This is a genomic window from Calderihabitans maritimus, assembly GCF_002207765.1.
Classification (GTDB): domain Bacteria; phylum Bacillota; class KKC1; order Calderihabitantales; family Calderihabitantaceae; genus Calderihabitans; species Calderihabitans maritimus.
The window spans coordinates 2,755-23,849 of record NZ_BDGJ01000087.1 but is presented as its reverse complement, the minus strand read 5'-3'; the positions used below and the strand labels follow the sequence as shown (position 1 = coordinate 23,849).

Here is a 21,095-nt window from a genome sequence, read left to right as displayed (position 1 = left end):
CCTCCACATTTCGATCCTCGTACTTTTGTTTTGATGTCCTAGAGTTGACCCTTTATCTTCTGTTCCCTAGCCAATTCTAACAGTTCTCGTGCCTTGTAACATTTCCAAGGAACCACTATTCTCCGCAGGTTGTCCTCTCCCTTCATCTTATTGGGAGATGTTCTTTCCAAAACCCTTAACTTAATGTCATCTCTTTTTTCCGTGAAACTAAGCGGTTGTTGATTGTGTTCTACCGCTTGTGTTTCCGAAGAATTTTTCCTCCCCATTAACCTACTGAACAGCTTCCAACCCTTATTCAGCATAAGAATCCCACCTATCAATAAGATTTAACTTACCACCTCCATTATACCTTAAGCAGGAGGAAAAATTTGTCATATTTAGGTTAATCAGGGGTAATAATTCTGGCCACTCGGGAATACGGATGCCCCTTAGCCTTAATTTCCAAGGTATTGAACCATCCGAAAGGAGTTCGCGATACCTGGTAACCTTTTTGCAGCAAGATTTCTTTAACCATATCCATAACCTTCACTGCCATTTCCGGGCGACTCAGTTCGGCAAAAAGGTGGGCAAAAGGATGCAGTAGCACGTTCTCGACCTTCAAGTTGGTAGCCGTAGCAGCTATTTCTGCGGCGGCTTTCTCCGCCACTTGATGCGGTGCTTTCTCATCCTGTTTTTCCACACTGGTCAGAACGACCAGGGCATTTTCTACCACCGTAACTGGAGGGTCCGGTGGTTCTACCACTGGCGAACGCCCTTTTTCCGTTAAGGCACTTTTGAAAAAATCTACGTGTAGCATTAGAAACCTCATTCTCCTCACTCCCATTCTCAACCCTTAAGACGTTTCTGGTTTGAAAGTAACGTTAATTTTCGCCAAAGAGATGGGGAACACAAGTCGGCCAACCTCACTTCCCAGTAATACCTCTTTCCCGTAAAACAGTTGGGCGGCCAATCATCCGGATTAACCTTCGGATCGCAGGCTTCATGAATCAATAGATCTTCTCCATGATATCCTGCGTCCAACAACCATTTCCGGACCAATTCGTCCTCTCCCTGATTTACAATTGCTTCTCTAAGCTTCCTGGCTTTCCTGGAACTTGGACAGCAAAAAAAGGACTGACACACCAGCGGACGGTACGGGTATACAAAACAGCGTCTTTCTTTTCGGTCTAAAAAAATACAGTAGCCGTCCTCGCCGGTCCTAAGCATAATATCTACGCTGGGTCCCTCAACAACCACGTAGCAGAACCTGTCCAATATGTAGCGCAAATCCACACGACCACCAGTCACTTTTTGCAAGTACTGACTGCGTTTTAACCTTAATATATCAATATAAGTGAGAGGAATTCTCTCCCCACAGCATCGATCACATCCTTCACACTGGCCACCGACGTTGCGCGAAAGATAAATCGAATCATTCATTGTCAACTGTTCCAAAGCATCTAAATAATCTTGAACCGTGGCTTCAGGGTCTGCGACTATTAAGTCGTATCCTCTTTTTCCTGCCAAGTCTATGGTAAAGGCCCTCACTCTCAAAATATTTCACCCTGTTCTCTTAATTAAACCGGTTTTGGCTTCTATTATACTGCTACCATCATGCTTTTACAACCAGAGTTAGTACCCCGGCGACGTGGTCTTTCTTATCCGGGTTCATGCGGAAAAGACTATCCTATTTTTGCTTCTCCCGCTCACCCAATAAAAAATACCGTTTACAGAAGGAAACCTGCGCTTTACAGAAAATTGTTTTATTTCTGATAATTATAATGTTAATATTTTTTATAGCAAAAGGTAATAAGGGGGGAATTCTGTTCTTAAAAACCCGTAATCATCCTTCTTTTTCGTTTGTAATCCAAATGATTTTCCCGGAGGTGATTTTCTGAGATGGAAGCTAAAACTCTTGAGGCCCTTCTCAAGGAAGAACGCGTTTTCTCTCCACCGGAAGAATTTGTTGCCCAGGCCAACGTAAAAGACGATAGTCTTTACAAAGAAGCGGCGGAAGATCGTTTAGGGTTCTGGGCCAAGCAGGCCGAAAGAATCGATTGGTTCCAAAAGTGGGACAAAGTACTGGATTGGGATAATCCTCCGTTCGCCAAATGGTTTGTCAACGGTAAACTTAATGCATCGTACAATTGCGTTGACCGTCATGTAAAAACCTGGCGCCGCAACAAGGCAGCAATTATCTGGGAAGGAGAACCCGGAGATTCAAGAGTTTTAACTTATCAAGATCTTTATCGGGAAGTAAACAAGTTCGCCAATGTCCTTAAAAGCCTGGGCGTCAAGAAGGGAGATAGGGTTACTCTCTATCTGCCTATGATTCCCGAATTGCCCATTGCTATGCTCGCCTGCGCCCGTATAGGAGCACCCCATAGCGTTGTTTTTGGAGGCTTCAGTGCCGAATCCTTGAGAGACCGCATTAATGATGCCGAAGCCAAGATTCTGATTACCGCAGATGCCGGGTGGCGTCGCGGCAACGTAATACCTCTCAAACAAAACGCCGACCAGGCTCTGCAGGAATGTCCTAGTATTGAAAAAGTAATTGTAGTCGAGCGGGTAGGAGAAAAATCAGGAGCCAACATGGTCGAAGGAAGAGACCTCTGGTGGCACGATTTGATGAAGGATGCTCCCGCCAAGTGCGAACCGGAGCCAATGGATGCCGAAGATATGCTGTATATTCTCTATACCAGCGGCACTACCGGCAAGCCGAAAGGCGTAGTTCACACTACCGGAGGATATTTGGTGGGAGTAGCAACAACCCACTATTACATTTTTGATATCAAGGAAGAGGACGTATACTGGTGTACGGCTGACATTGGCTGGGTTACCGGTCACAGCTACATCGTTTACGGTCCACTGGCCAACGGTTGCACCACCGTTATGTATGAAGGAAGTCCCGATTACCCGGATCGCGATCGGTTCTGGCGTATAGTCGAGAAGTACGGCGTCACTATCCTCTACACCGCGCCCACGGCTATCCGGGCTTTCATGAAATGGGGAACTGAATATCCTGGTAGGTGCGATCTCTCTACCCTGCGGCTTCTGGGTACGGTTGGTGAGCCGATCAACCCCGAAGCATGGATGTGGTACCATAAGTACATTGGTAGAGAACGTTGTCCGATAGTGGACACCTGGTGGCAGACTGAAACGGGTATGATCCTCATTTCTCCGCTGCCCGGAGTCACCAAGACCAAACCGGGAACCGCCACCATACCCTTCCCGGGAGTAGAGGCAGACGTGGTAGATGACAACGGCAATCCGGCTTCATCAGGCTATCTGGTTTTGAAGTCACCCTGGCCGGCCATGCTGCGCACCATCTTCCGTGATCCCGAGAGGTTTAAGAACCAGTACTGGAGCCGGTTTGAAGGAATTTACTTCACCGGTGACGGAGCCAAGCGCGATGAGGACGGTTACATTTGGGTCCTGGGCCGGGTAGATGACGTAATTAACGTCTCCGGCCACCGGATTGGAACTATGGAAGTGGAAAGCGCTCTGGTTGACCACCCGAGCGTAGCTGAAGCTGCGGTAATAGGTAAGACTCACGAACTCAAGGGTCAGGCCATATCCGCCTTTGTCACCCTGAAAGAAGGTGTTGAGCCCTCTGAAGAATTGGCAGCCGAATTGAAGGCTCATGTAGCCAAGAAAATCGGCGCCTTGGCCCGACCGGAGGACATCTTCTTTACTGCTGAACTTCCTAAAACCCGAAGCGGAAAAATAATGCGCCGCCTGCTGCGTGACATAGCCGAAGGTCGTGCCCTGGGAGATACCACCACCCTCGCCGATCCTTCGGTAGTGCAGGCCCTGAAAGAAAAATACGAGGAGAAGAGCTAGATATATTTTAAAAGGGTTCCTCTCGGCGAGGAACCCTTTTATTTTTCCTGGTCAAATCTGCCTATTCAACAAATGACAAGCCGGATTGGGCGAATCTCTCCATTTCTGAGGCCAAATATACTTTCCGCTATGCTGAGCGCAACCGGGTCAAAAGTTCCTGGAAATATTTCGGTAAAGGCGCCTCAAACTCCATGTAATGTTTGGTCCGGGGATGAAAAATGCCTAAAAGCTTGGCATGAAGGGCCTGGCCTTTTAAACCAAATGCCGGTTTGCGCGGTCCGTATTTCGGGTCTCCTGCCACCGGATGGCCCAGGTATGCCATATGCACTCTAATCTGGTGAGTTCGTCCCGTCTCCAGTTGAGCTTCGATTAAGGTAAAATCCCCAAAACGTTCGAGAATCTTATAGTGAGTGACTGCTCTTCTTGCTCCCTTGAAAACCACCGCCATACGCTTCCGGTCTTTGAGGTCTCTCCCTATCGGGGCATCGATAGTACCTGCCGGCTCCGCTAAATCACCGTGCACTAAAGCTATATACACCCGTTTAACCCGGTGGGCCTTGATCTGGGCTGCCAATTCCAGGTGGGCGGAATCATTCTTTGCCACCACCAGCACACCGGAGGTGTCTTTATCTATACGGTGAACAATTCCCGGCCGCAGGACCCCGTTTATACCTGAGAGGTCCTTACAGTGATACAAGAGAGCGTTCACCAGAGTACCGGAAAAATTTCCAGCCGCAGGATGAACAACCATGCCCTGCGGTTTATTCACAACTATGATGTCTTGATCTTCAAATAGAATATCCAGGGGAATTTTCTCTGGCTTCACTATTGGCTCTTCCGGCGGGGGAACAATTAATTTTATACAGTCCCCTGTTTTGAGTTTATAATTTGGCTTAACCGTTTCACCGTCAACAGTCACTTTTTGTTCCCGGATAAGGCGCTGAATCCAGGATCGAGATAAATCGGGAGACCGAGCAGCCAGAAAGCGATCTATCCTCTCTCCCGCCTGTTCCGTTTCAATCCGGTACTCCCTTATCTCTTCCATCTACTGCGTCACCTCTGCATCTTTTTACATCCCACCCGGTCTACTTTTCCTTATCAGGCATTCTCCATAACTCCCAGCACACCAGCGCTACTCCCAAAACAATAGCGGAATCGGCAAGGTTAAAAACGGGCCAAACTCTGAAATCCAGAAAATCGATCACATACCCATAACGCAAACGGTCTAAGAGGTTGCCTACGGCTCCCCCCAACTGCAGGGCCAGTCCCGATTTTAAAAGATAGCGATTTTCCTTAATCCGCCGGTAAAAAATAAGAATGGCCACCACAACCACAACTGTAATGGCTACAAAAAAAGCCGTCCTGTAAGCCAGCATGCCAAAAGCTGCCCCTGGATTATGAATATATGTAATATGAAAAATGTTGTCCAATACAGGAATGGATTGGCCCAGCTCCATTTTATGGCTAACTAAATACTTGGTTACTTGATCCAAGAGTAAAACTAATGTAGCCAAAGATAAAAACCGCACCTTAATACTCCCCTATCCAAAACCATTATAGCATAGCGAGAGGATTAACCGGGAGTACACCCTTCCCTACGGGAAAGGCTCCCTTGATGGACTGGAAAACAAATTCCTTAGCCCTGGCTACTGCTTCTTCTACCGGCAACCCCTGCGCCAATAACGCAGTCAAGGCCGCCGAAAGGGTACACCCGGAACCATGAGTAGCATTTATTTTAAGCTTTGGTTTAGTAAAGCGGTAGTAATTTGCTCCGTCGTAAAGAATATCAACAGCTTCTTCAGCTTCTTCCTCTAGATGTCCCCCTTTAATCAAAACAAATGATACTCCCATATCATGTAATATCCGGGCGCATTCTCGCATATCCTTTTCTGTCTTTATTTTCCGCCCCGTCAGGACTTCCGCCTCCGGTAAATTAGGCGTAATCAATAGTGCCAGCGGCAGCAGTTCTTTTTTGAGAGCTGCCTCTGCTTTTTCCGCCAGCAAAGATCCTCCTGTGGTAGCCACCATGACCGGATCTACCACTAACTGTTTCAATCCATAATCCTTCACTTTACGAGCTACAACTTCAATAATATCGGCATTAACCAACATACCAGTCTTGGCGGCCTCAATATCCATGTCGGAAAGCACCGCGTCCAACTGCCTGGCCACAAACTCGGCGGGAACCGGATGAACACCATGAACTCCTAACGTGTTCTGAGCCGTCAAAGCCGTAATAACGCTGGTACCGTATACCCGAAGAGCGGCAAAAGTTTTAAGATCGGCCTGGATCCCGGCTCCGCCGCCGGAATCTGATCCTGCTACGGTAAGAACCTTCTTCATTCCCCACCACTTTCCCTCATTAAACTGTGTTCTTTATCATATCACCATTTTATTTTCCTGTAAATACACAGCACTGCATGGAATTGTTCCCGCGGGGAACACTATGGGAGGAGGTGACTAAAGAATGCATCAAAGAATCTTTTGTGAAGCCGATTGCCACCACAACGATGGGGGACGCTGTGGTCTGCGACAAATCCGTATTATTACTCGAGGGCTGGACACTAACTGTCAGCAGTTTGAACGGCTGCTTCCTCCAAATGAAACCACCCGGGTTTTTACTTACGGTAAACCCAATGATACCGTTGAGCTAGGTCCTTTTGACTAATTCAAGATGATTCAATCTTCGTCTTCTCTCCTCAGCATGTCCAAACCGTCATCACCAATAACCAGTTCTTCCGGTGCTTCTTCGTTATCCTGTCCGTAAACATTCTCGTAAAAAATGCCGTCGGCCCCTTTAAAATACGGAATACCTTCTACATCTTGCACCACACCCCGGTCCTCGTCAAAGTCTGGATAAACGGCTGGATAATCCCGAGCATGAGGTGCATCCTGAGGTGTATCGGAAGTTCCGAACCGGGCTACGTCCTGCCACGCGTCTTCCCCGTCGTACATCACCTCATCTTCCGCATCTCCCAGTTCTGCCGGAGAAGAATCATGGGTAAAACCTCCGTAGGGCGGTACCACTACATCTTCTTCTATAGGCCGTGGATGCCGATCACCTTTTCCTTCAGACAGGCGGCGACAGTTCACGCATAGAGTGGTTTCAGGAACAACCTCTAACCTTTCCTCAGGTATAGGTCGGCCGCAGTTTTCACAATAGCCGTAGCGACCCTCTTCTATACGCTGTAGAGCGTCATCTATCTTCTGCAACTGTAGCCTTGCCCTGTCTCTTAAAGCTAGATCCTTGCTGCGTTCAAAAAGCTCATCTCCCAGATCAGCAGGGTGATTGTCGTATGCAGAAAGCTCCTGAACCGAGTCCCTTAAGGTTTTATCCAATCCACTTTCTTCTATTCCCTTTATTAAAGCCTCAGTTTCTTTTCGGGATTTCAACAATTTTTTCCGGTAATGTTCTAATTTCTGCATGTTCATTCCAATCTCAACTCCTTATTTGCCCATTCCAGTACTACTATTCTACAACTTTTACTACCCTGTCCAGGGATGCCCGAGCCGGGGGTTTGGGTTCTCTTTCTGCATAGCCAACCGGAATTAGAGCGACAGGTCTCTCCTGACGGCTGAGTTCTAGAACCTCCTTGACCCGCTCTTCGTCAAAGGCTCCTACCCAACAGCTTCCCAAGCCATAAGCAGTGGCCGCCAGCAGGATATTCTGGATAGCGGCGGCAGTATCCTGAAGACAATAAAGTTCCCTCCCCCGCTGTCCGTAACGTTCAGCCGAACTTTCCGGGAGAGCGCATACCACAATGACCACCGGAGCCCGGGCTACAAAGGATTGCCCGTAGGCCGCTTCGGCTAGTTGTTCTTTAACCTTTTGGTTCACAACCACATAAAACTTCCAGGGCTGTATGTTGCCTGCCGAAGGAGCCCAACGGGCAGCATCTACCAGTCTCCCTAGTGTCGCTTCGGGGATTGGGTCGGGCTTGAAATGTCGAACACTTCTCCGCTCTAATATGCATTCAATAACATCCTTAGTCACGTTAGACCTCCTTCCTAAAAATGTGATTTCTCCATTACCATTCTTACAATGGCGGCAATGAAATCACTAATTATGGGCAGGTTTAATACAATTATCTGCTTCAATATATATAATAGGACGCTGCTGAGAAAAGCTATTCCTATCGCCGTCCCTAGCCCTCTGGCAACTCCTACCATAAAGTTTATCATAAATAATCGCCTGGGTTTATGCAGTAATTCCACGTATTCAGCCAGCCGCATCTTCTCCAGGTAAAACGCCAGCTTTTCCACCTGACGTGTTAGGGCATCGATATCTTCTTCTAAAGCTTTTTCTCTCATCAGGACTCCTCCCAGGCAATCTCAGCGTCCTTAATTTTAAAAGCCTTGGATGCACCCAAGGCCGCATAATATCATGGTCTGTCTCCTCTGTCGGAAATCAGTTCTGCAAATCTCTGCTGAGATTTCATGGCGCCGTCGGCTGCAGCCATAAGAGCAGCTCTAACTTTAGGATTCTGAATCTCACTGGCCATAGTGATAAAGGTTCATTCGCTATTATTATTCTCCCGGGTTAGGGAAATTATTATCTCTTCCCTTAGTTGGTTAACGCCTGAATTGGCGCCGGGATCCGGCCTCCCCGCCGGATGAAACCATCAGATTTGAAGTGACTGACGGGCATTACCGGCGCCCGACCCAGCAGACCTCCAAATTCAACGTAATCGCCCACCTTTTTCCCCGGCACCGGGATAACCCTGACAGCGGTAGTTTTATTATTAATTACCCCAATAGCTACTTCATCGGCAATAATGGCAGCAATGGTTTCAGGAGAAGTGTCGCCGGGAATGGCTATCATATCCAATCCAACAGAACAGACACAAGTCATGGCTTCAAGCTTCTCCAAAGAAAGCGAACCTCTCTCCACCGCATTAATCATCCCGGCATCCTCACTGACGGGAATAAACGCTCCGCTCAACCCTCCCACATAAGAGGAAGCCATAGCTCCACCTTTTTTTACCGCATCGTTAAGTAAAGCCAAAGCGGCGGTAGTACCATGGGTGCCACAGCTCTCTAATCCCATGGCCTCCAGTATTTCCGCCACACTGTCCCCGATGGACGGAGTGGGGGCCAGGGACAGGTCGACAATACCAAAAGGAACGCCTAATTTCTTAGAGGCTGCCCTTCCCACCAACTCTCCCATGCGGGTGACTTTGAAAGCCGTCTTTTTGATAATTTCGGCCAAGGTCCCCAAGTCGGCCTGGGGATTTTTGCGTACCGCATTGAGTATTACCCCCGGCCCGCTGACTCCTATATTTATAACTGCTTCTGGCTCACCAATACCGTGAAAAGCACCGGCCATAAAGGGGTTATCTTCCGGAACATTGCAGAATACCACCAGCTTGGCACATCCAATACCCTCTTTGTCAGCTGTCAACTGCGCGGTCTCTTTTATTATGTAACCCATCTTGCCGACCGCATCCATGTTAATACCGGATTTAGTGGTGGCTACATTCACCGAAGAGCAGACTCGTTCGGTGCAGGCCAAGGCCTCAGGTATGGTATCTATTAAATTACGGTCACCGTTGGTAAACCCCTTATGAACCAGGGCACTGAAACCTCCCAAAAAATTAACTCCCACTTCTCTTGCCGCTCTATCTAAAGTCTGAGCTAACTGCAAATATTCCTCCTTGGGCAAACCTTCCGCTATCAGACTGATAGGTGTTACGGAAATGCGCTTGTTAATAATAGGAATACCGTAACTTCTTTCCAGCTCCTCTCCTACTGCAACCAAATTTTGGGCTAATCTAACAATCTTTTCGAAAATTTTTCGGTTCATTATCTTAATGTCACTATGAGCGCAGTCCCGCAGGCTGATACCCATGGTGATGGTCCGGATGTCCAGATGTTCCATTTCTATCATGCGTATAGTTTCCATAATTTCCTGATTACTAAAGGAAATTGGCATCTTCCCGGCTCCTTTCCCTAAATTCGGTGCATGAAATCAAAAATTTCTTCATGCTGGGCCGTAATCTTAACCCCTAACTCCTGTCCTTTTTCATCTAAACGTTTTTGAAGAGTAGCCAGGTCAACCCGGCATTTACTAATATCTACAATCATAATCATAGTTAAAAATTCCTGCAAAATGGTCTGGCTGATATCCAGAATATTGGCGTTGCATTCAGCCAGTACCGAAGTTACACCGGCTATAATACCCACCTTATCTTTTCCAAACACAGTTACTATGACTCGCTGGCTCATAATTTGATTTCCCCTTCTCCTGTTAATTTTTTTATAGCATTTTCTATTTCGGGGTAATATTAAAAAATCCTGCTACTAATGCAGGATTGTAACCGTATCTCCATTGGTTAACAGAGCGGCATTGGCCTCATCCGTATCTACATGCATTTCCAAGCGGTACTTGTCGCTAACCCGGATAATCACATTTTCCATAATTTGCGCCCTTTCTCCCGCTACACGGACTCTTACCCGGTCATCATTTTTTAGGCCTAGCTTTTCCGCCTCTCGGGTATGCATATGAATATGACGGGCCGCCAGAATAACTCCTTCTCCCAAGGCTACCACTCCTTTTGGTCCTACTACCGCAATCCCGGGCGTACCCTCAAGGTCACCGGATTTGCGTACGGGAGGCCGTAGGCCTAAGCGATAGGCATCAGTCATAGAAATCTCTACCTGGGTCTTGTCTCGTAACGGACCTACTATCCGCACACCCTCTATCACACCTCGTGGCCCTACCAGGGTGACTACTTCTTCTGCCGCAAATTCCCCCGGCTGTCCCAATTCCCTCCTGGCCTTAAGCCGGTGACCGTGACCAAATAGCATTTCCAGATCTTGTTGAGACAGGTGTACGTGGCGGTTGGAAACGCCCACGGGAATTTCAATCTCTAAGTATTCCCAAAGTTCATTTGTGGGCTCGCCAAAACGTTCCACCTCGACCATAAGAAAAAGCCTCCTTAAATTGGTCTAATCTTATTATTCCATCATCTTTAAGGAGGCATGCTGAATAAAATTTTGTTTAAAAGCCTTTATTTTCATTACGAAAAAATCCTTTTATCGTCGGGGTTAAAGGTAAATGGTTTTTCCCGTTTCCAATTTTTGAATATAACTCTTATAATCCTCCACCGACATAAGCTGTTTCGCCTCTAAGGCGTTATCCAATTCAATCTCCAGCAACCAACCCTGCCGGTAAGGATCTTCGTTTAATAATTCCGGGTGAGTAAGTAATTCTTCGTTTACATCGACCACTTTGCCGGAAACCGGAGCGTAAATATCGGCAATGTGACTAATGGTTTCGATAACCCCCATTCCCTCACCTCTCTGGAAAGACTGTCCCTCCAGCGGGAGTTCTACAAATACTACATCGCCCATTTTTTCCTGTGCATAATAAGTTATCCCTATCTTCGCCTTATTCCCATCCAGCTCAACCCACTGGTGTTTCCGGCTGTACTTTAATCCGTCGGGATACACTCTTCTAATCCACCTCCCTACCCCGATAGCTTACCCCAAAAAGCCCTTTGCCCATGCGGGCAAAGGGCTTTTTCTGATTAGAGGGCTTTGACCACGTCCGTACAGCGGCGACACAAGGTAGGGTATTCCTCGTGCTCTCCTACCGTCTCGCTGTAAATCCAGCATCGCTCACACTTCACGCCGGCGGCTTTACTTACTTTAACCTTCAATCCCTCAACCTCTTCTGCCTGGTAGACACCTTCCGGAACATTTTCTTCCGGTCCGTGAATCCTTGCCTGGGAGACTATAAAAATCATGGCCAAATCTTGAGCCGTTTCCTGTAAAAATTCGAAGAGTTCTTTGTTAACATACAGGTCTACAGCAGCGTCCAGAGAGTGACCGATAATATCTTCCCTCCTGGCCTTTTCTAAAGCTTTTGCTACTTCTTTTCTTATTTCAATAATCTTTTTCCATTTTTCTTCCAGTTCAGGTAAAATATATTCTTCTTTCATCACCGGCCAGCTACTTAGTTGCACACTTACCGGTGAGCCTTCAGGTTTGGGCATGTGTTGCCAGATTTCTTCGCTGGTAAAAGCCAGGATAGGCGTTAACAACCGGACCAGAGCATAAAGAATTTCGTAAAGAACCGTTTGGGCCGCCCTGCGGCCGGAAGAATTTGCTTTAAAGGTGTACAAGCGGTCCTTCAAAATATCGAGATAAAACGCACTCATATCTACTACACAAAAATTATGAATGGCGTGGTAGACAATATGGAACTCATAGTTGCGATATGCTTCCGTCACCCGGCCAATGAGCTTATGCAATTTGAGCAGTGCCCAACGATCTATTTCGGGCAAATCTTGATACGCTACCCGGTCCCGGGCAGGATCGAAGTCATACAAGTTTCCTAGAAGGAAGCGACACGTGTTGCGAATCTTACGGTAGGCTTCCGCCATCTGGCGCATTATGTTGGGCGATGCTGCCACATCCCGCCGGTAATCAGCAGAAGCTACCCAGAGCCGCAGGATATCCGCTCCCATCTTTTGAATGACCTCCATGGGGTCGGTAACGTTACCCAAAGACTTGGACATCTTCCTTCCCTCTTCGTCAACTAAAAAACCATGGGTCAGCACGGCTCGGTAAGGAGCTTGACCGGTAACGGCTACTGACGTAGAAAGGGAGGAATTAAACCAACCCCGGTGCTGGTCACTACCTTCCAGATACAGGTCGGCCGGCCAGGATAATTCCGGCCGCTGCTGCAGTACCGCTGCATGGCTCGAACCGGAATCAAACCAGACGTCCATGATGTCGGTTTCCTTGCGGAACTTGGAATGACTACACTTGGGACATTGCAGTCCTGGAGGTACCAACTCATCCGCTTCTTTCAAGAACCATATATTGGAACCATGTTCACGGAAAAGCTTCTGAAGATGTTGTATTGTTTCGTTGTTGATAATTACCTCACCGCATTCCGCACAGTAAAATATAGGAATTGGGACACCCCAGGTGCGCTGACGGGAAATGCACCAATCTCCCCGCTCGGCCACCATATTGTAAATCCTCTCCTGCCCCCAGGCAGGTATCCACTTAACTTCTTTGATGGCCTTAAGGGCCTGCTGCCGGAACCCGTCAATGGAGGCAAACCATTGTTCCGTAGCCCTGAAGATTAAAGGATGCTTACAGCGCCAGCAGTGAGGATACTGGTGCTTAATAAAACTCAGGTGCATGAGAGCCCCGGTTTCATCCAATGCCTTGGTAACCGCCTTGTTCCCTTCATCGTAACGCAGGCCGGCAAAAGGTCCGGCTTCCTCGGTAAATCTCCCCTCATCATCGAGAGGAGAGATGATCGGTAAACCGTAGGCCCGTCCGACTTCGTAGTCCTCCAGACCATGCCCGGGAGCGGTGTGGACACAGCCAGTACCCTGTTCCAAAGTAACGTGGTCTGCCAATATGACCAAAGAGTCTCGGTCAAAGAGAGGGTGACGGCAAACCACCTTTTCCAGCTGTTCTCCCCGGAAAGACTGAAGAACTTTGTATTTTTCCGCACCGATACGCTCCATAAACGGCCGGAGAAGTTCCTCGGCTAATAAAAGTTTTTCGCCCTGAACATCAGTTAACACATACGTAAACTCAGGGTGTAGGGCAATGGCTACGTTAGCCGGAATGGTCCAGGGAGTAGTTGTCCAAATAACGATATAACTGTTCTCTTCCTCAAATAAACCTTTGGCATCTTTAACGGGAAATTTTACATAAATAGAGGGAGATTTCTTGTCCATATATTCTACTTCCGCCTCGGCCAGAGCCGTTTGGCAGTCCGAACACCAGTAAACCGGCTTAAGTCCTTTATAAATATACCCTTTTTGGGCCATTTCCCCGAAAATCCCTATTTGAACAGCCTCATACTCGGGGTCTAGAGTCAGGTACGGGTTCTCCCAATCGCCTCTAACTCCCAACCGCTTAAACTGTTCTCTCTGAATATCAACATACTTTAAAGCATAATCCCGGCACTGGTTCCGAAACTCGGCAACACTGGTCTTATCCCTATCCAGGCCCAGATTCTTTATGGCTTGCTGCTCGATAGGTAACCCGTGGGTATCCCAACCCGGAACATAAGGAGCATCATAGCCGGTCATGGAGTAAAATTTGACAATCATATCCTTAAGGACCTTATTGAGCGTATGGCCTAAATGAATGTCTCCGTTGGCATAAGGGGGGCCATCATGGAGAATAAATTTAGGTTTGCCGGCATTTTTCTCCTGAACCTTTTGATAAATATTAATATCCTCCCAGAACTTTAAAATTTCCGGTTCCCTTTCAGGCAGGTTGGCTCGCATAGGAAAATCGGTTTTGGGCAAATTCAGCGTCTTACTGTACTCCATTGCTCAACACCTCACCTTAACGAAAGTTACTTCAACAAAAAACCCCTCATCCAAAAGGACGAGAGGTTATTCCCGCGGTACCACCCTTCTAGCCATACCCTCTATCCGGTATGGCCCCTCTGACTGGATAACGGCAGTTAACCGATAACCCCTACTCCCGAAGTTTCAGGGCATAACTCCCGGGTGATCATTTCAGCAAGCCCCTGGGAACGGCTTTCACTCTCCCGAACTCGCTGGACCAGGTCAGCCTGCCTACTTATCCCGTTCAACGTCTTTCCCTATATAGAGCAAGGTTTTCCCCAATTCAGTCCTAATTATAGCATAAACCGCGTGGAAGTCAAAGGGTATCGGTTTTAAGAAGTTTTCTGACTCGGGCACCTGTAATGCCTTGAATTTCAACTGTTTTGTTGCGTCCAGTATTGCCTGCCACCACCCTTACCGACGACTTAGGCACTTTGAGAAGGCCTGCGAAAAATTCCTCACATTGTCGATTGGCAGCCCCTTCCACGGGGGGAGCAGTCAATCTTACCTTTAGATAATCCCCCCACATCCCTGCCAATTCGTTTTTGGAAGCTCTTGGTTGAACCCTGACCTTAATGCGCACGCCGCCGGGTATATCTTCAATCGTACTCATCATCTACCTCCTGTTTACTCGGATTCTCTTGTTCTTCTTCCAGCAGCTCCAATTGGCTCAATAAAAAAGACTTAAACTTAACCCGAAAAGCCCGTGCCTGCTCTACCATTTTTCTATATTCCGCTTCCATCTGGCGAACTCTTTGCTCCGCTTCTTGAATAAGTTTATTAGCTTTCTCCTGCGCCTCGCGAAACATAAGGTCCGCTTCTTTCTCGGCATTTTTCTTGGCTTCTCTGGCGGCCTGTTCAGCCATTAACATTGCACCTTTCAGGGTATCTTCCAGTTCCCGGTAACGGTCCAGTTCCCTCTGCAGGGCCTGAAGCTGTTCTTTTAACTCCAGATTCTCTTTATAAAGGATTTCGTAATCTTTTATTACCCGGTCCAGGAAAGCATCTACCTGCTCTTCATTATATCCTCTAAAAGAACGACTGAACTCCTTCTCTTGAATGTCCAGCGGAGTTAAAACCATTTGCCCACCCCTTCCTTCTCCCGTAAAAAAATTTACCTCCGCCGGAACAAACCTTAACCGGCGGGGTAGAAAAGGTCCTCTGTTTCTTTAGAAGCCCAGTAAAATTTGAATTAATAGCCTCCGAGCTAGATCCAAAACGAGCAGAGCTAAAAGAGGCGAAAAATCGATCGGTATCGTTCCTCGGGGCATGATCCGCCGGAAAGGAGCCAGAATGGGTTCAGTAGTTTCATATATAAATCGAACTATCGGGTTATAAGGATCCGGTCTCACCCAGGATAGTAAGACCCGAGCTATAATTAACAAATCTAAAATGTTAAAAGCTATATCAATTACTGGTATCAAACTTCTCATTTCTCCCTTTCCTTTCTACTGCCTAATTCCCGGGACCGATTATAAGCTGCCATTACTGCGTTCATGATGCTTCCCCGGACTCCTCCTTCTTCCAAGGCATGCAGCCCGGCAATAGTGGTACCCCCCGGGGAAGTCACCATATCTTTCAGTTCTCCCGGATGCCTGCCGGTATCCAGAACCATCCTCGCCGCTCCTATCACGGTCTGCGCTGCAAGGGCAGTAGCAATGTCCCGGGGCAACCCTACCCTTACACCCGCATCACTCAGCGCTTCAATAATTAAATATATGTAAGCGGGGCCACTTCCGCTAAGTCCTGTAACCGCATCCATCATTTCCTCTGGCAAAACATAGGCGATTCCAACCGCCTCAAAAATCTTTTCCGCTAATTGGCGTTGTTGAGGTTTGACCTTTCTCCCCAAAGCTAGGGCGACAGCTCCTTCACCTATTAGGCAAGGAGTATTAGGCATAACTCGGACCACCGCAACCTCATCAGGCAGGATACTCTCCAAATGCTCTAAAGTTATACCGGCTGCGATAGAAATAATTAACTGATCCGGTCTCGCCTTGGCGGCAAGGGGAGTTAATACGTCTGGAAGAACCTGCGGCTTCACCGCCAAAATAACTGCCTGAGAACTGTTCATCACTTCTTCGTTGGAAACGGTAGTATGGATAGCAAACTTTTCCCTTATATGTCGCAGCCGCTCTTCGTTGATATCGCTGGCAATTAGATCATCGGGAGAAAAAACTCCTGCCTTTAATACTCCGTTAATCAGCGCTTCTGCCATAGCTCCAGCTCCAATAAAACCCAGGTGATAAAGTTGCAAAGCTTTTGCCCCCTCCATCAAGAGTTATCCAGCCAGGAAAAAACTCCTTTTTCCTTCCAGTTAGTAGTAATTGCTCCCGCGAGATCTACATTGCTGGGAACGAATAAAAAGATACTGTTACCAACTTTTTGCATACTCCCGCTGAGAGCATAGGTAGTCCCGCTTAAAAAGTCAATTATACGGCGGGCCAGTTCCTTGTCAACCTCTTCCAAGTTAACTATTACCGGACGGTGGCTTTTCAAGTGATCCGCCATTCCCTGTACCTGCTCAAAAGAAGTTGGTTTCGCTATTACCATACGCACATGTTTTTGCGTATGCAAATTGACAACGTTTCCCCTTTTAGCATAGGTAACTACCGGCTCCTGCCAATGCTCTAACCCTTCTTCTTCTTCCAGTTCTTCAATCTTTTCTACTTCGAAACCCATAAGTCTTAACACCTTATCTACTAACTTACCCATTTTTACCCTCCCCACCATACCTAATTCCGCGAACCAAAAATAGCACTGCCAATACGTACCATATTGGCTCCTTCTTCCACCGCCACCCGGTAATCGTTAGTCATTCCCATGGAAAGATAATCCATAGAAATTCCAGGAATATTAGAACCTTTAATTTCCTCGAAAAGTTCCCTCAGCCTGCGGAATACCCAGCGCACTTCTTCGGCATCAACCACATATGGCGCCATAGTCATCAACCCTTTTACCTTAACATAAGGAAAATCATTCATTTGGCGCAGGAACGGAATAACTTGCTGAACCGGTAAACCAGACTTTGTTTCTTCCCCGGAAACATTTACCTGCACCAAGACTTGCACAGGTCTTCCTAATGCTTCGGCTCGTTTATTTAACTCTTCAGCCAGAGACCTCCGGTCCAAGGAATGAATTAAGTGGACCTTATCTATTATGTACTTCACTTTATTAGTTTGAAGGCGTCCTATGAAGTGCCAGCGGACACGATCACCGATAACCTCATATTTTCTTACGGCTTCCTGGGCCCGGTTTTCTCCTATATCGGTCACGCCACATTGGATAGCCGTTTCAATTTCTGCTATGCCCACGGTCTTGGTGACAGCTACCAGAGTTATGTCTTCCGGGTTTCGGTTTGCTTTTAGAGCCGACTGTCGAATGTTTTCTAGAACTTCCTGCAAGTTTCTACTTATCTGGTTCATACTATACACGGCCCCCAAAAATGTTAATTTCTATAAACAAAATATTAATTCCTGCCCTCATGGATTAATCCTTAATGTTTCTAACAAATTTGTCAGCGGACCAGTTAACAACTCTGAACCTTCCTCTATACCATCAATGGCCACTTTTTCTCCTACCTCTCCTAGAACCTTTACCGGCTGCCAATAAATTCTTCCTGCCTTCATGACGTAGATACCTGCTTTCCCTTCTTTAAATACCAGTAAACTTCGCTCTACTATTATTCCCCGATAGCTATCAGTCACCAGCCGGAAGGATATATGCCTTTGGTTAAGCAGATGGTCCTGGTATGGCAGACGAACCAGCACCGTGGTATGTTCCGCTTCTTTTTCTAGACGTACTACCTCTGCTTTAACGGCTTCTTCTTTTCCCGGCAGATATAAACTGAGTGTATTACCTATTTCTACCTCAAACAATTTTTCCGGGTTTATTTGAAAGTACAGATATAAAGGTTTATGATTATCTACAATCCTGACCGCAGGATTGCTAAAGCTCGTGGAAGTTTGAGCCGTTTCCATAAAAGTGGCAAGTTTATCCAAGTCTAATTCATTCAGCATTTCCGGGCTTAAAACTGTTTCTAAACCGTCATAATAGTAGCTAACCACTCCCGCTCGGGAAGCAGTGAGCACATAAGATTCTGCGGTTCGAACCCCTTCCGAGCCAGGTAAAACTTCAGCTATGGCCGCACCCACTCGAACCCTCTGTCCTTCCTCAACCAAAGGCCTCAAGCGACCTTTAACCGGTGTCGTCACGAGGGTCTCCTGGCGTATCAGCAAGCCGTCGACCGAAATACTTTTTTCCAGCACTCCAAATTCCGCTATTTCAGTCTCCAGCAAGGAAGACCATATTATTCCCCGGAGCCAGTTGAACAACAACCAGAGCGCCACGCTTAAGAAAAACAAGTATGCCAGACGATATTCAGGCACCCCTTTGCTGCGGTAAAAGCGGGGCAATAGAAAAACCTCCACTTCAGCAATCTTCTAATCTCACCAGATTCGAGAAGGAACAAAATAATCCTGCTGTGAGCTAGAGGCTATCAATGGGTAGGTAGACCTTTCATCATGTTTTCCCCTATCTTAGTCCGACGATAGGTAAGATGATTTTTTATTTCCGCGTTGGCCTTAGCTGGGTCATCACTAAAACGGAGAGCTGCATCAAGACACCTCTCGGCAAACTCCTGTCGGTTCAGAATAGACCCCACATGATAGTAAACTTCCCGCCCTTTAGGGGTTAAGGTGAATCCCTTCCGGGGCAACAGGCCGTCCTTGCGAAAATCTTCTACGATACTATGCACTGTTTTACTCCAAACCCCGTTGCTCGTACGGACAAAATCATAAAACCCTACCGGAGACAGTTCTTTAAACTGATGACTATGGAGAACATGATCCTGCACCAAGTAAAGAAGATTATGCAACGTACGGGCAGACATTATAGGCAGAAAGATGAGCAACTGTAATAAAAATATATGCTTCACCGTGTAGTTGCGCATGCTGTCCCTCTTTTCTCATTTTCTCATCTCAGCATCAAAAAGGCGGCCATGCGACCTGTTAGTCCCTTTTCCGCCCGATAGGAAAAAAGAAGATCCCGGTTACAGGAGGTACAAATACCGCTGACCGTTATATTTTTCTCGGGGACCCCTGCTTCTACTAACATCCGCCGGTTGGTTTCCCAAAGATCTAATTTCCAATGTCCCTTACCGGCCGGTATGACGACATCCTGCCAGTAAGGAAATACCTCCCGGAAGCCTTCTATTACCCGGCCGTCTACTTCGTAGCAACAGGGCCCGATAGAAGGCCCTATAGCGGCCAGGCAGGAGGAAGCCCGCGTACCAAAGGCTTGCTCCATGGCGGCCACAGTCTTCCCCGCCACCCGCTTTACGGTTCCCCTCCACCCGGCATGGGAAAGGCCTATGGCCTTTTTCTCAAGGTCCAAAAGGTAAATTGGTACACAATCGGCATAATAAGTAGTAAGGGCAACTCCCGGTTCCCTGGTAATCAAACCGTCGGTATCAGGAATACAGCTGGAAAACTCTTTGGCGCCTCTTCCCCGTTCCCGGCGTCCTACCGTTGCTATACGGTCCCCGTGAACCTGGTTGGCGGCCACCCAGCTCTCCAAACTCACCCCAAGACTACTGCTGAAACGAATACGGTTTTCCAGTACATTTCCGGGCTCGTCCGCGGTATGAAAGCCCAGGTTCAGGGTAGAATACGGTTCGGGACTTACTCCCCCTACTCGCGTAGAAAAAGCGCTGATAACCAGTCCTGTTTCCTCCCACGCGGGAATATGAAAAAACTTTACGGGCCCAACTATCTTCAGACGAAAGCTTGCCGTCTTCACATCCTACACCCCATGCTTTTTTTAATATTAAGCCTTTTACAAAATAACCAAATTTAAAGAAAAAGCTACTTCCCCGCCCTGAAATTTCGCTGCCCTTACTCCAATTCTTTCAACAATCTTACATACTTCTTTCGTCCGTTTAAAAGGTTGAACAGCTTTTCATCCGCCGTCCAGAATTCACATATTTCCCTGGTTCTCTCCCCCACCACCTCAGCAACCGCCAGAAAAGCCGCATCGTAAAGAGTAGGCATATCAAAGTGGCGGCTGATTTTCCAGGCCAGGTCCATTATCGAGTCATCATTAAGGTACTCTATCCCCGGAAATTGCCGGAACTCCAACCATAGATCATCTGCTTCCTGAACGGCTAATTCCTCTCCTCTGCGCTTTTTTCTCAGGACTGTACCCACTTCGGCCCACGCGAATGCGGGAAGTACAATGAGCTGCCGGTGGTCTATAATCCTTTGCAGAAGTACCGTTGCTTTGTCACTATCTTCCTCCTCCACGAGCACCTTGATCAAAACCGAGGTGTCCAGGCAAATATAATTACTCATGACGGTTCAATCCTTCCCGGAGTTCACGGATCAGTTTGGTGGAATCACTTTTTATACCTGCCCTCTTCGCCACCTTGGCCCTCAACTGAAGCATCCTGTCCAGACTTTCTTTCCTGGTTTGTGTCAACACGTCCATTTCATCCAACTTTCGCGATCTTTCAAACGTTTCAGCGTCGACCAGGTAAGCAACCGGCTTTGACCTCTGGAGGATCACTGCCGGTTTTTTTGAGCGAATTACTTCCGCCAGAACCTCGCGAATGTTCCTCCGCAAATCTGTCACATTTACTATATGCATCGCAATCACTCCCAAATGTGTTTTTAAATACAATATAACCGGTTAAGAGGATATTTGCAACACTTTTCCAAAATCGGTCTGACCACCAAATACCTGGATAATCCTGCCACTCAATGCCCAATTTCTTCAACTCAACGAAAAACCATTTTGAACTATATTTTCCTGTAATATACTAAGTTATAAACCACCTTTCAACCGCTATTTTAAATTTTTGGGTAAGGAGAGGTGAAATCCAGTATGCAATTTTCTCCTGTTAGAGCGAGGAAAATTTCACTGGACATCTCCGAGGAGACTTTA

27 protein-coding genes and 1 other annotated feature are annotated in these 21,095 nt (G+C 47.2%); of the genes, 2 read left to right on the top strand and 25 right to left on the bottom strand.

The window, feature by feature from the left end; genetic code table 11:
- Positions 1 to 38 precede the first annotated feature (38 nt).
- From KKC1_RS07860 to KKC1_RS07850, 3 genes are all read right to left on the bottom strand, one after another.
- Positions 39 to 302 carry a hypothetical protein gene (locus KKC1_RS07860; RefSeq protein ID WP_088553920.1) on the bottom strand — a complete coding sequence of 88 codons (264 nt, stop codon included), beginning with the start codon at positions 300 to 302 and terminating at the stop codon, positions 39 to 41.
- Between the two features lie 80 nt (positions 303 to 382).
- Positions 383 to 808: a threonyl-tRNA synthetase editing domain-containing protein gene (locus KKC1_RS07855; RefSeq protein WP_192868138.1), complete on the bottom strand. Its 426-nt coding sequence runs from the start codon at positions 806 to 808 to the stop codon at positions 383 to 385.
- Between the two features lie 17 nt (positions 809 to 825).
- Positions 826 to 1,527 carry a YkgJ family cysteine cluster protein gene (locus KKC1_RS07850; RefSeq protein WP_238134239.1) on the bottom strand — a complete coding sequence of 234 codons (702 nt, stop codon included), beginning with the start codon at positions 1,525 to 1,527 and terminating at the stop codon, positions 826 to 828.
- Positions 1,528 to 1,878: 351 nt separating this feature from the next.
- Here KKC1_RS07850 and acs point away from each other — a divergent pair, with 351 nt between their 5' ends.
- Complete coding sequence (gene acs / locus KKC1_RS07840) at positions 1,879 to 3,822, top strand: acetate--CoA ligase (protein ID WP_088553916.1); 1,944 nt, start codon at positions 1,879 to 1,881, stop codon at positions 3,820 to 3,822.
- 127 nt (positions 3,823 to 3,949) lie between these two features.
- On the opposite strand, the gene KKC1_RS07835 is transcribed toward acs, so the two are convergent.
- From KKC1_RS07835 to thiD, 3 genes are read right to left on the bottom strand one after another with little or no spacing between them, the layout of a single operon-like run.
- Complete coding sequence (locus KKC1_RS07835; RefSeq protein ID WP_088553915.1) at positions 3,950 to 4,867, bottom strand: RluA family pseudouridine synthase; 918 nt, start codon at positions 4,865 to 4,867, stop codon at positions 3,950 to 3,952.
- A 40-nt stretch (positions 4,868 to 4,907) separates the two neighbouring features.
- A complete protein-coding gene (lspA, locus tag KKC1_RS07830; protein ID WP_088553914.1) occupies positions 4,908 to 5,351 on the bottom strand; it encodes a signal peptidase II in 444 nt (147 codons plus the stop codon).
- A 25-nt stretch (positions 5,352 to 5,376) separates the two neighbouring features.
- A complete protein-coding gene (gene thiD, locus KKC1_RS07825) occupies positions 5,377 to 6,165 on the bottom strand; it encodes a bifunctional hydroxymethylpyrimidine kinase/phosphomethylpyrimidine kinase (RefSeq protein ID WP_088553913.1) in 789 nt (262 codons plus the stop codon).
- Between the two features lie 124 nt (positions 6,166 to 6,289).
- Here thiD and KKC1_RS07820 point away from each other — a divergent pair, with 124 nt between their 5' ends.
- A complete protein-coding gene (locus tag KKC1_RS07820) occupies positions 6,290 to 6,490 on the top strand; it encodes a DUF1540 domain-containing protein (protein ID WP_088553912.1) in 201 nt (66 codons plus the stop codon).
- A gap of 11 nt (positions 6,491 to 6,501) precedes the next feature.
- Here KKC1_RS07820 and KKC1_RS07815 read toward each other — a convergent pair whose 3' ends face one another.
- From KKC1_RS07815 to KKC1_RS07725, 19 genes are all read right to left on the bottom strand, one after another.
- A complete protein-coding gene (locus tag KKC1_RS07815; RefSeq protein ID WP_088553911.1) occupies positions 6,502 to 7,254 on the bottom strand; it encodes a TraR/DksA C4-type zinc finger protein in 753 nt (250 codons plus the stop codon).
- Between the two features lie 37 nt (positions 7,255 to 7,291).
- The gene (locus KKC1_RS07810) at positions 7,292 to 7,816 is read right to left on the bottom strand and encodes a nitroreductase family protein (RefSeq protein ID WP_088553910.1); all 525 of its coding nucleotides are present in this window, start codon (positions 7,814 to 7,816) and stop codon (positions 7,292 to 7,294) included.
- Positions 7,817 to 7,830: 14 nt separating this feature from the next.
- A complete protein-coding gene (locus KKC1_RS07805; RefSeq protein ID WP_088553909.1) occupies positions 7,831 to 8,133 on the bottom strand; it encodes a DUF5665 domain-containing protein in 303 nt (100 codons plus the stop codon).
- A 253-nt stretch (positions 8,134 to 8,386) separates the two neighbouring features.
- Entirely contained in the window at positions 8,387 to 9,754 is a 1,368-nt protein-coding gene (locus KKC1_RS07800) for a PFL family protein (protein ID WP_088553908.1), read from the bottom strand.
- Between the two features lie 17 nt (positions 9,755 to 9,771).
- On the bottom strand, positions 9,772 to 10,047 hold the full coding sequence (locus tag KKC1_RS07795) for an ACT domain-containing protein (RefSeq protein ID WP_088553907.1): 276 nt from the start codon (positions 10,045 to 10,047) through the stop codon (positions 9,772 to 9,774).
- A 75-nt stretch (positions 10,048 to 10,122) separates the two neighbouring features.
- Positions 10,123 to 10,746 carry a phosphate propanoyltransferase gene (pduL, locus tag KKC1_RS07790; protein ID WP_088553906.1) on the bottom strand — a complete coding sequence of 208 codons (624 nt, stop codon included), beginning with the start codon at positions 10,744 to 10,746 and terminating at the stop codon, positions 10,123 to 10,125.
- Positions 10,747 to 10,869: 123 nt separating this feature from the next.
- A complete protein-coding gene (gcvH, locus tag KKC1_RS07785; RefSeq protein WP_088553905.1) occupies positions 10,870 to 11,274 on the bottom strand; it encodes a glycine cleavage system protein GcvH in 405 nt (134 codons plus the stop codon).
- Positions 11,275 to 11,351: 77 nt separating this feature from the next.
- Positions 11,352 to 14,132 (bottom strand): isoleucine--tRNA ligase, encoded by a 2,781-nt coding sequence (gene ileS / locus KKC1_RS07780; protein ID WP_088553904.1) that lies wholly within the window; start codon positions 14,130 to 14,132, stop codon positions 11,352 to 11,354.
- Positions 14,133 to 14,183: 51 nt separating this feature from the next.
- Positions 14,184 to 14,410: a binding site (T-box leader), on the bottom strand.
- Between the two features lie 59 nt (positions 14,411 to 14,469).
- Positions 14,470 to 14,766, bottom strand: coding sequence for a DUF167 domain-containing protein (locus tag KKC1_RS07775; RefSeq protein ID WP_088553903.1), 297 nt, complete (start codon positions 14,764 to 14,766; stop codon positions 14,470 to 14,472).
- Positions 14,753 to 15,235, bottom strand: coding sequence for a DivIVA domain-containing protein (locus KKC1_RS07770; RefSeq protein WP_088553902.1), 483 nt, complete (start codon positions 15,233 to 15,235; stop codon positions 14,753 to 14,755). The genes KKC1_RS07775 and KKC1_RS07770 overlap by 14 nt, the downstream gene beginning before the upstream one ends.
- A gap of 87 nt (positions 15,236 to 15,322) precedes the next feature.
- Positions 15,323 to 15,586 carry a YggT family protein gene (locus KKC1_RS07765; RefSeq protein ID WP_088553901.1) on the bottom strand — a complete coding sequence of 88 codons (264 nt, stop codon included), beginning with the start codon at positions 15,584 to 15,586 and terminating at the stop codon, positions 15,323 to 15,325.
- Positions 15,583 to 16,410 (bottom strand): pyrroline-5-carboxylate reductase, encoded by an 828-nt coding sequence (proC, locus tag KKC1_RS07760; RefSeq protein ID WP_238134237.1) that lies wholly within the window; start codon positions 16,408 to 16,410, stop codon positions 15,583 to 15,585. Before proC ends, KKC1_RS07765 begins: the two co-directional genes overlap by 4 nt.
- Before the next feature lie 17 nt (positions 16,411 to 16,427).
- Positions 16,428 to 16,868, bottom strand: coding sequence for a cell division protein SepF (locus KKC1_RS07755; RefSeq protein ID WP_088553899.1), 441 nt, complete (start codon positions 16,866 to 16,868; stop codon positions 16,428 to 16,430).
- Between the two features lie 20 nt (positions 16,869 to 16,888).
- A complete protein-coding gene (locus tag KKC1_RS07750) occupies positions 16,889 to 17,578 on the bottom strand; it encodes a YggS family pyridoxal phosphate-dependent enzyme (protein ID WP_088553898.1) in 690 nt (229 codons plus the stop codon).
- 57 nt (positions 17,579 to 17,635) lie between these two features.
- Positions 17,636 to 18,568: a biotin/lipoyl attachment domain-containing protein gene (locus KKC1_RS07745; protein ID WP_088553897.1), complete on the bottom strand. Its 933-nt coding sequence runs from the start codon at positions 18,566 to 18,568 to the stop codon at positions 17,636 to 17,638.
- Positions 18,569 to 18,651: 83 nt separating this feature from the next.
- Positions 18,652 to 19,104 (bottom strand): helix-turn-helix domain-containing protein, encoded by a 453-nt coding sequence (locus tag KKC1_RS07740; protein ID WP_088553896.1) that lies wholly within the window; start codon positions 19,102 to 19,104, stop codon positions 18,652 to 18,654.
- A 23-nt stretch (positions 19,105 to 19,127) separates the two neighbouring features.
- Entirely contained in the window at positions 19,128 to 19,952 is an 825-nt protein-coding gene (gene pgeF, locus KKC1_RS07735; RefSeq protein WP_202820001.1) for a peptidoglycan editing factor PgeF, read from the bottom strand.
- A 95-nt stretch (positions 19,953 to 20,047) separates the two neighbouring features.
- Positions 20,048 to 20,503 (bottom strand): type II toxin-antitoxin system VapC family toxin, encoded by a 456-nt coding sequence (locus tag KKC1_RS07730; protein WP_088553895.1) that lies wholly within the window; start codon positions 20,501 to 20,503, stop codon positions 20,048 to 20,050.
- A complete protein-coding gene (locus KKC1_RS07725; protein WP_088553894.1) occupies positions 20,496 to 20,798 on the bottom strand; it encodes a type II toxin-antitoxin system Phd/YefM family antitoxin in 303 nt (100 codons plus the stop codon). The genes KKC1_RS07730 and KKC1_RS07725 overlap by 8 nt, the downstream gene beginning before the upstream one ends.
- Between the last annotated feature and the right edge of the window lie 297 nt (positions 20,799 to 21,095).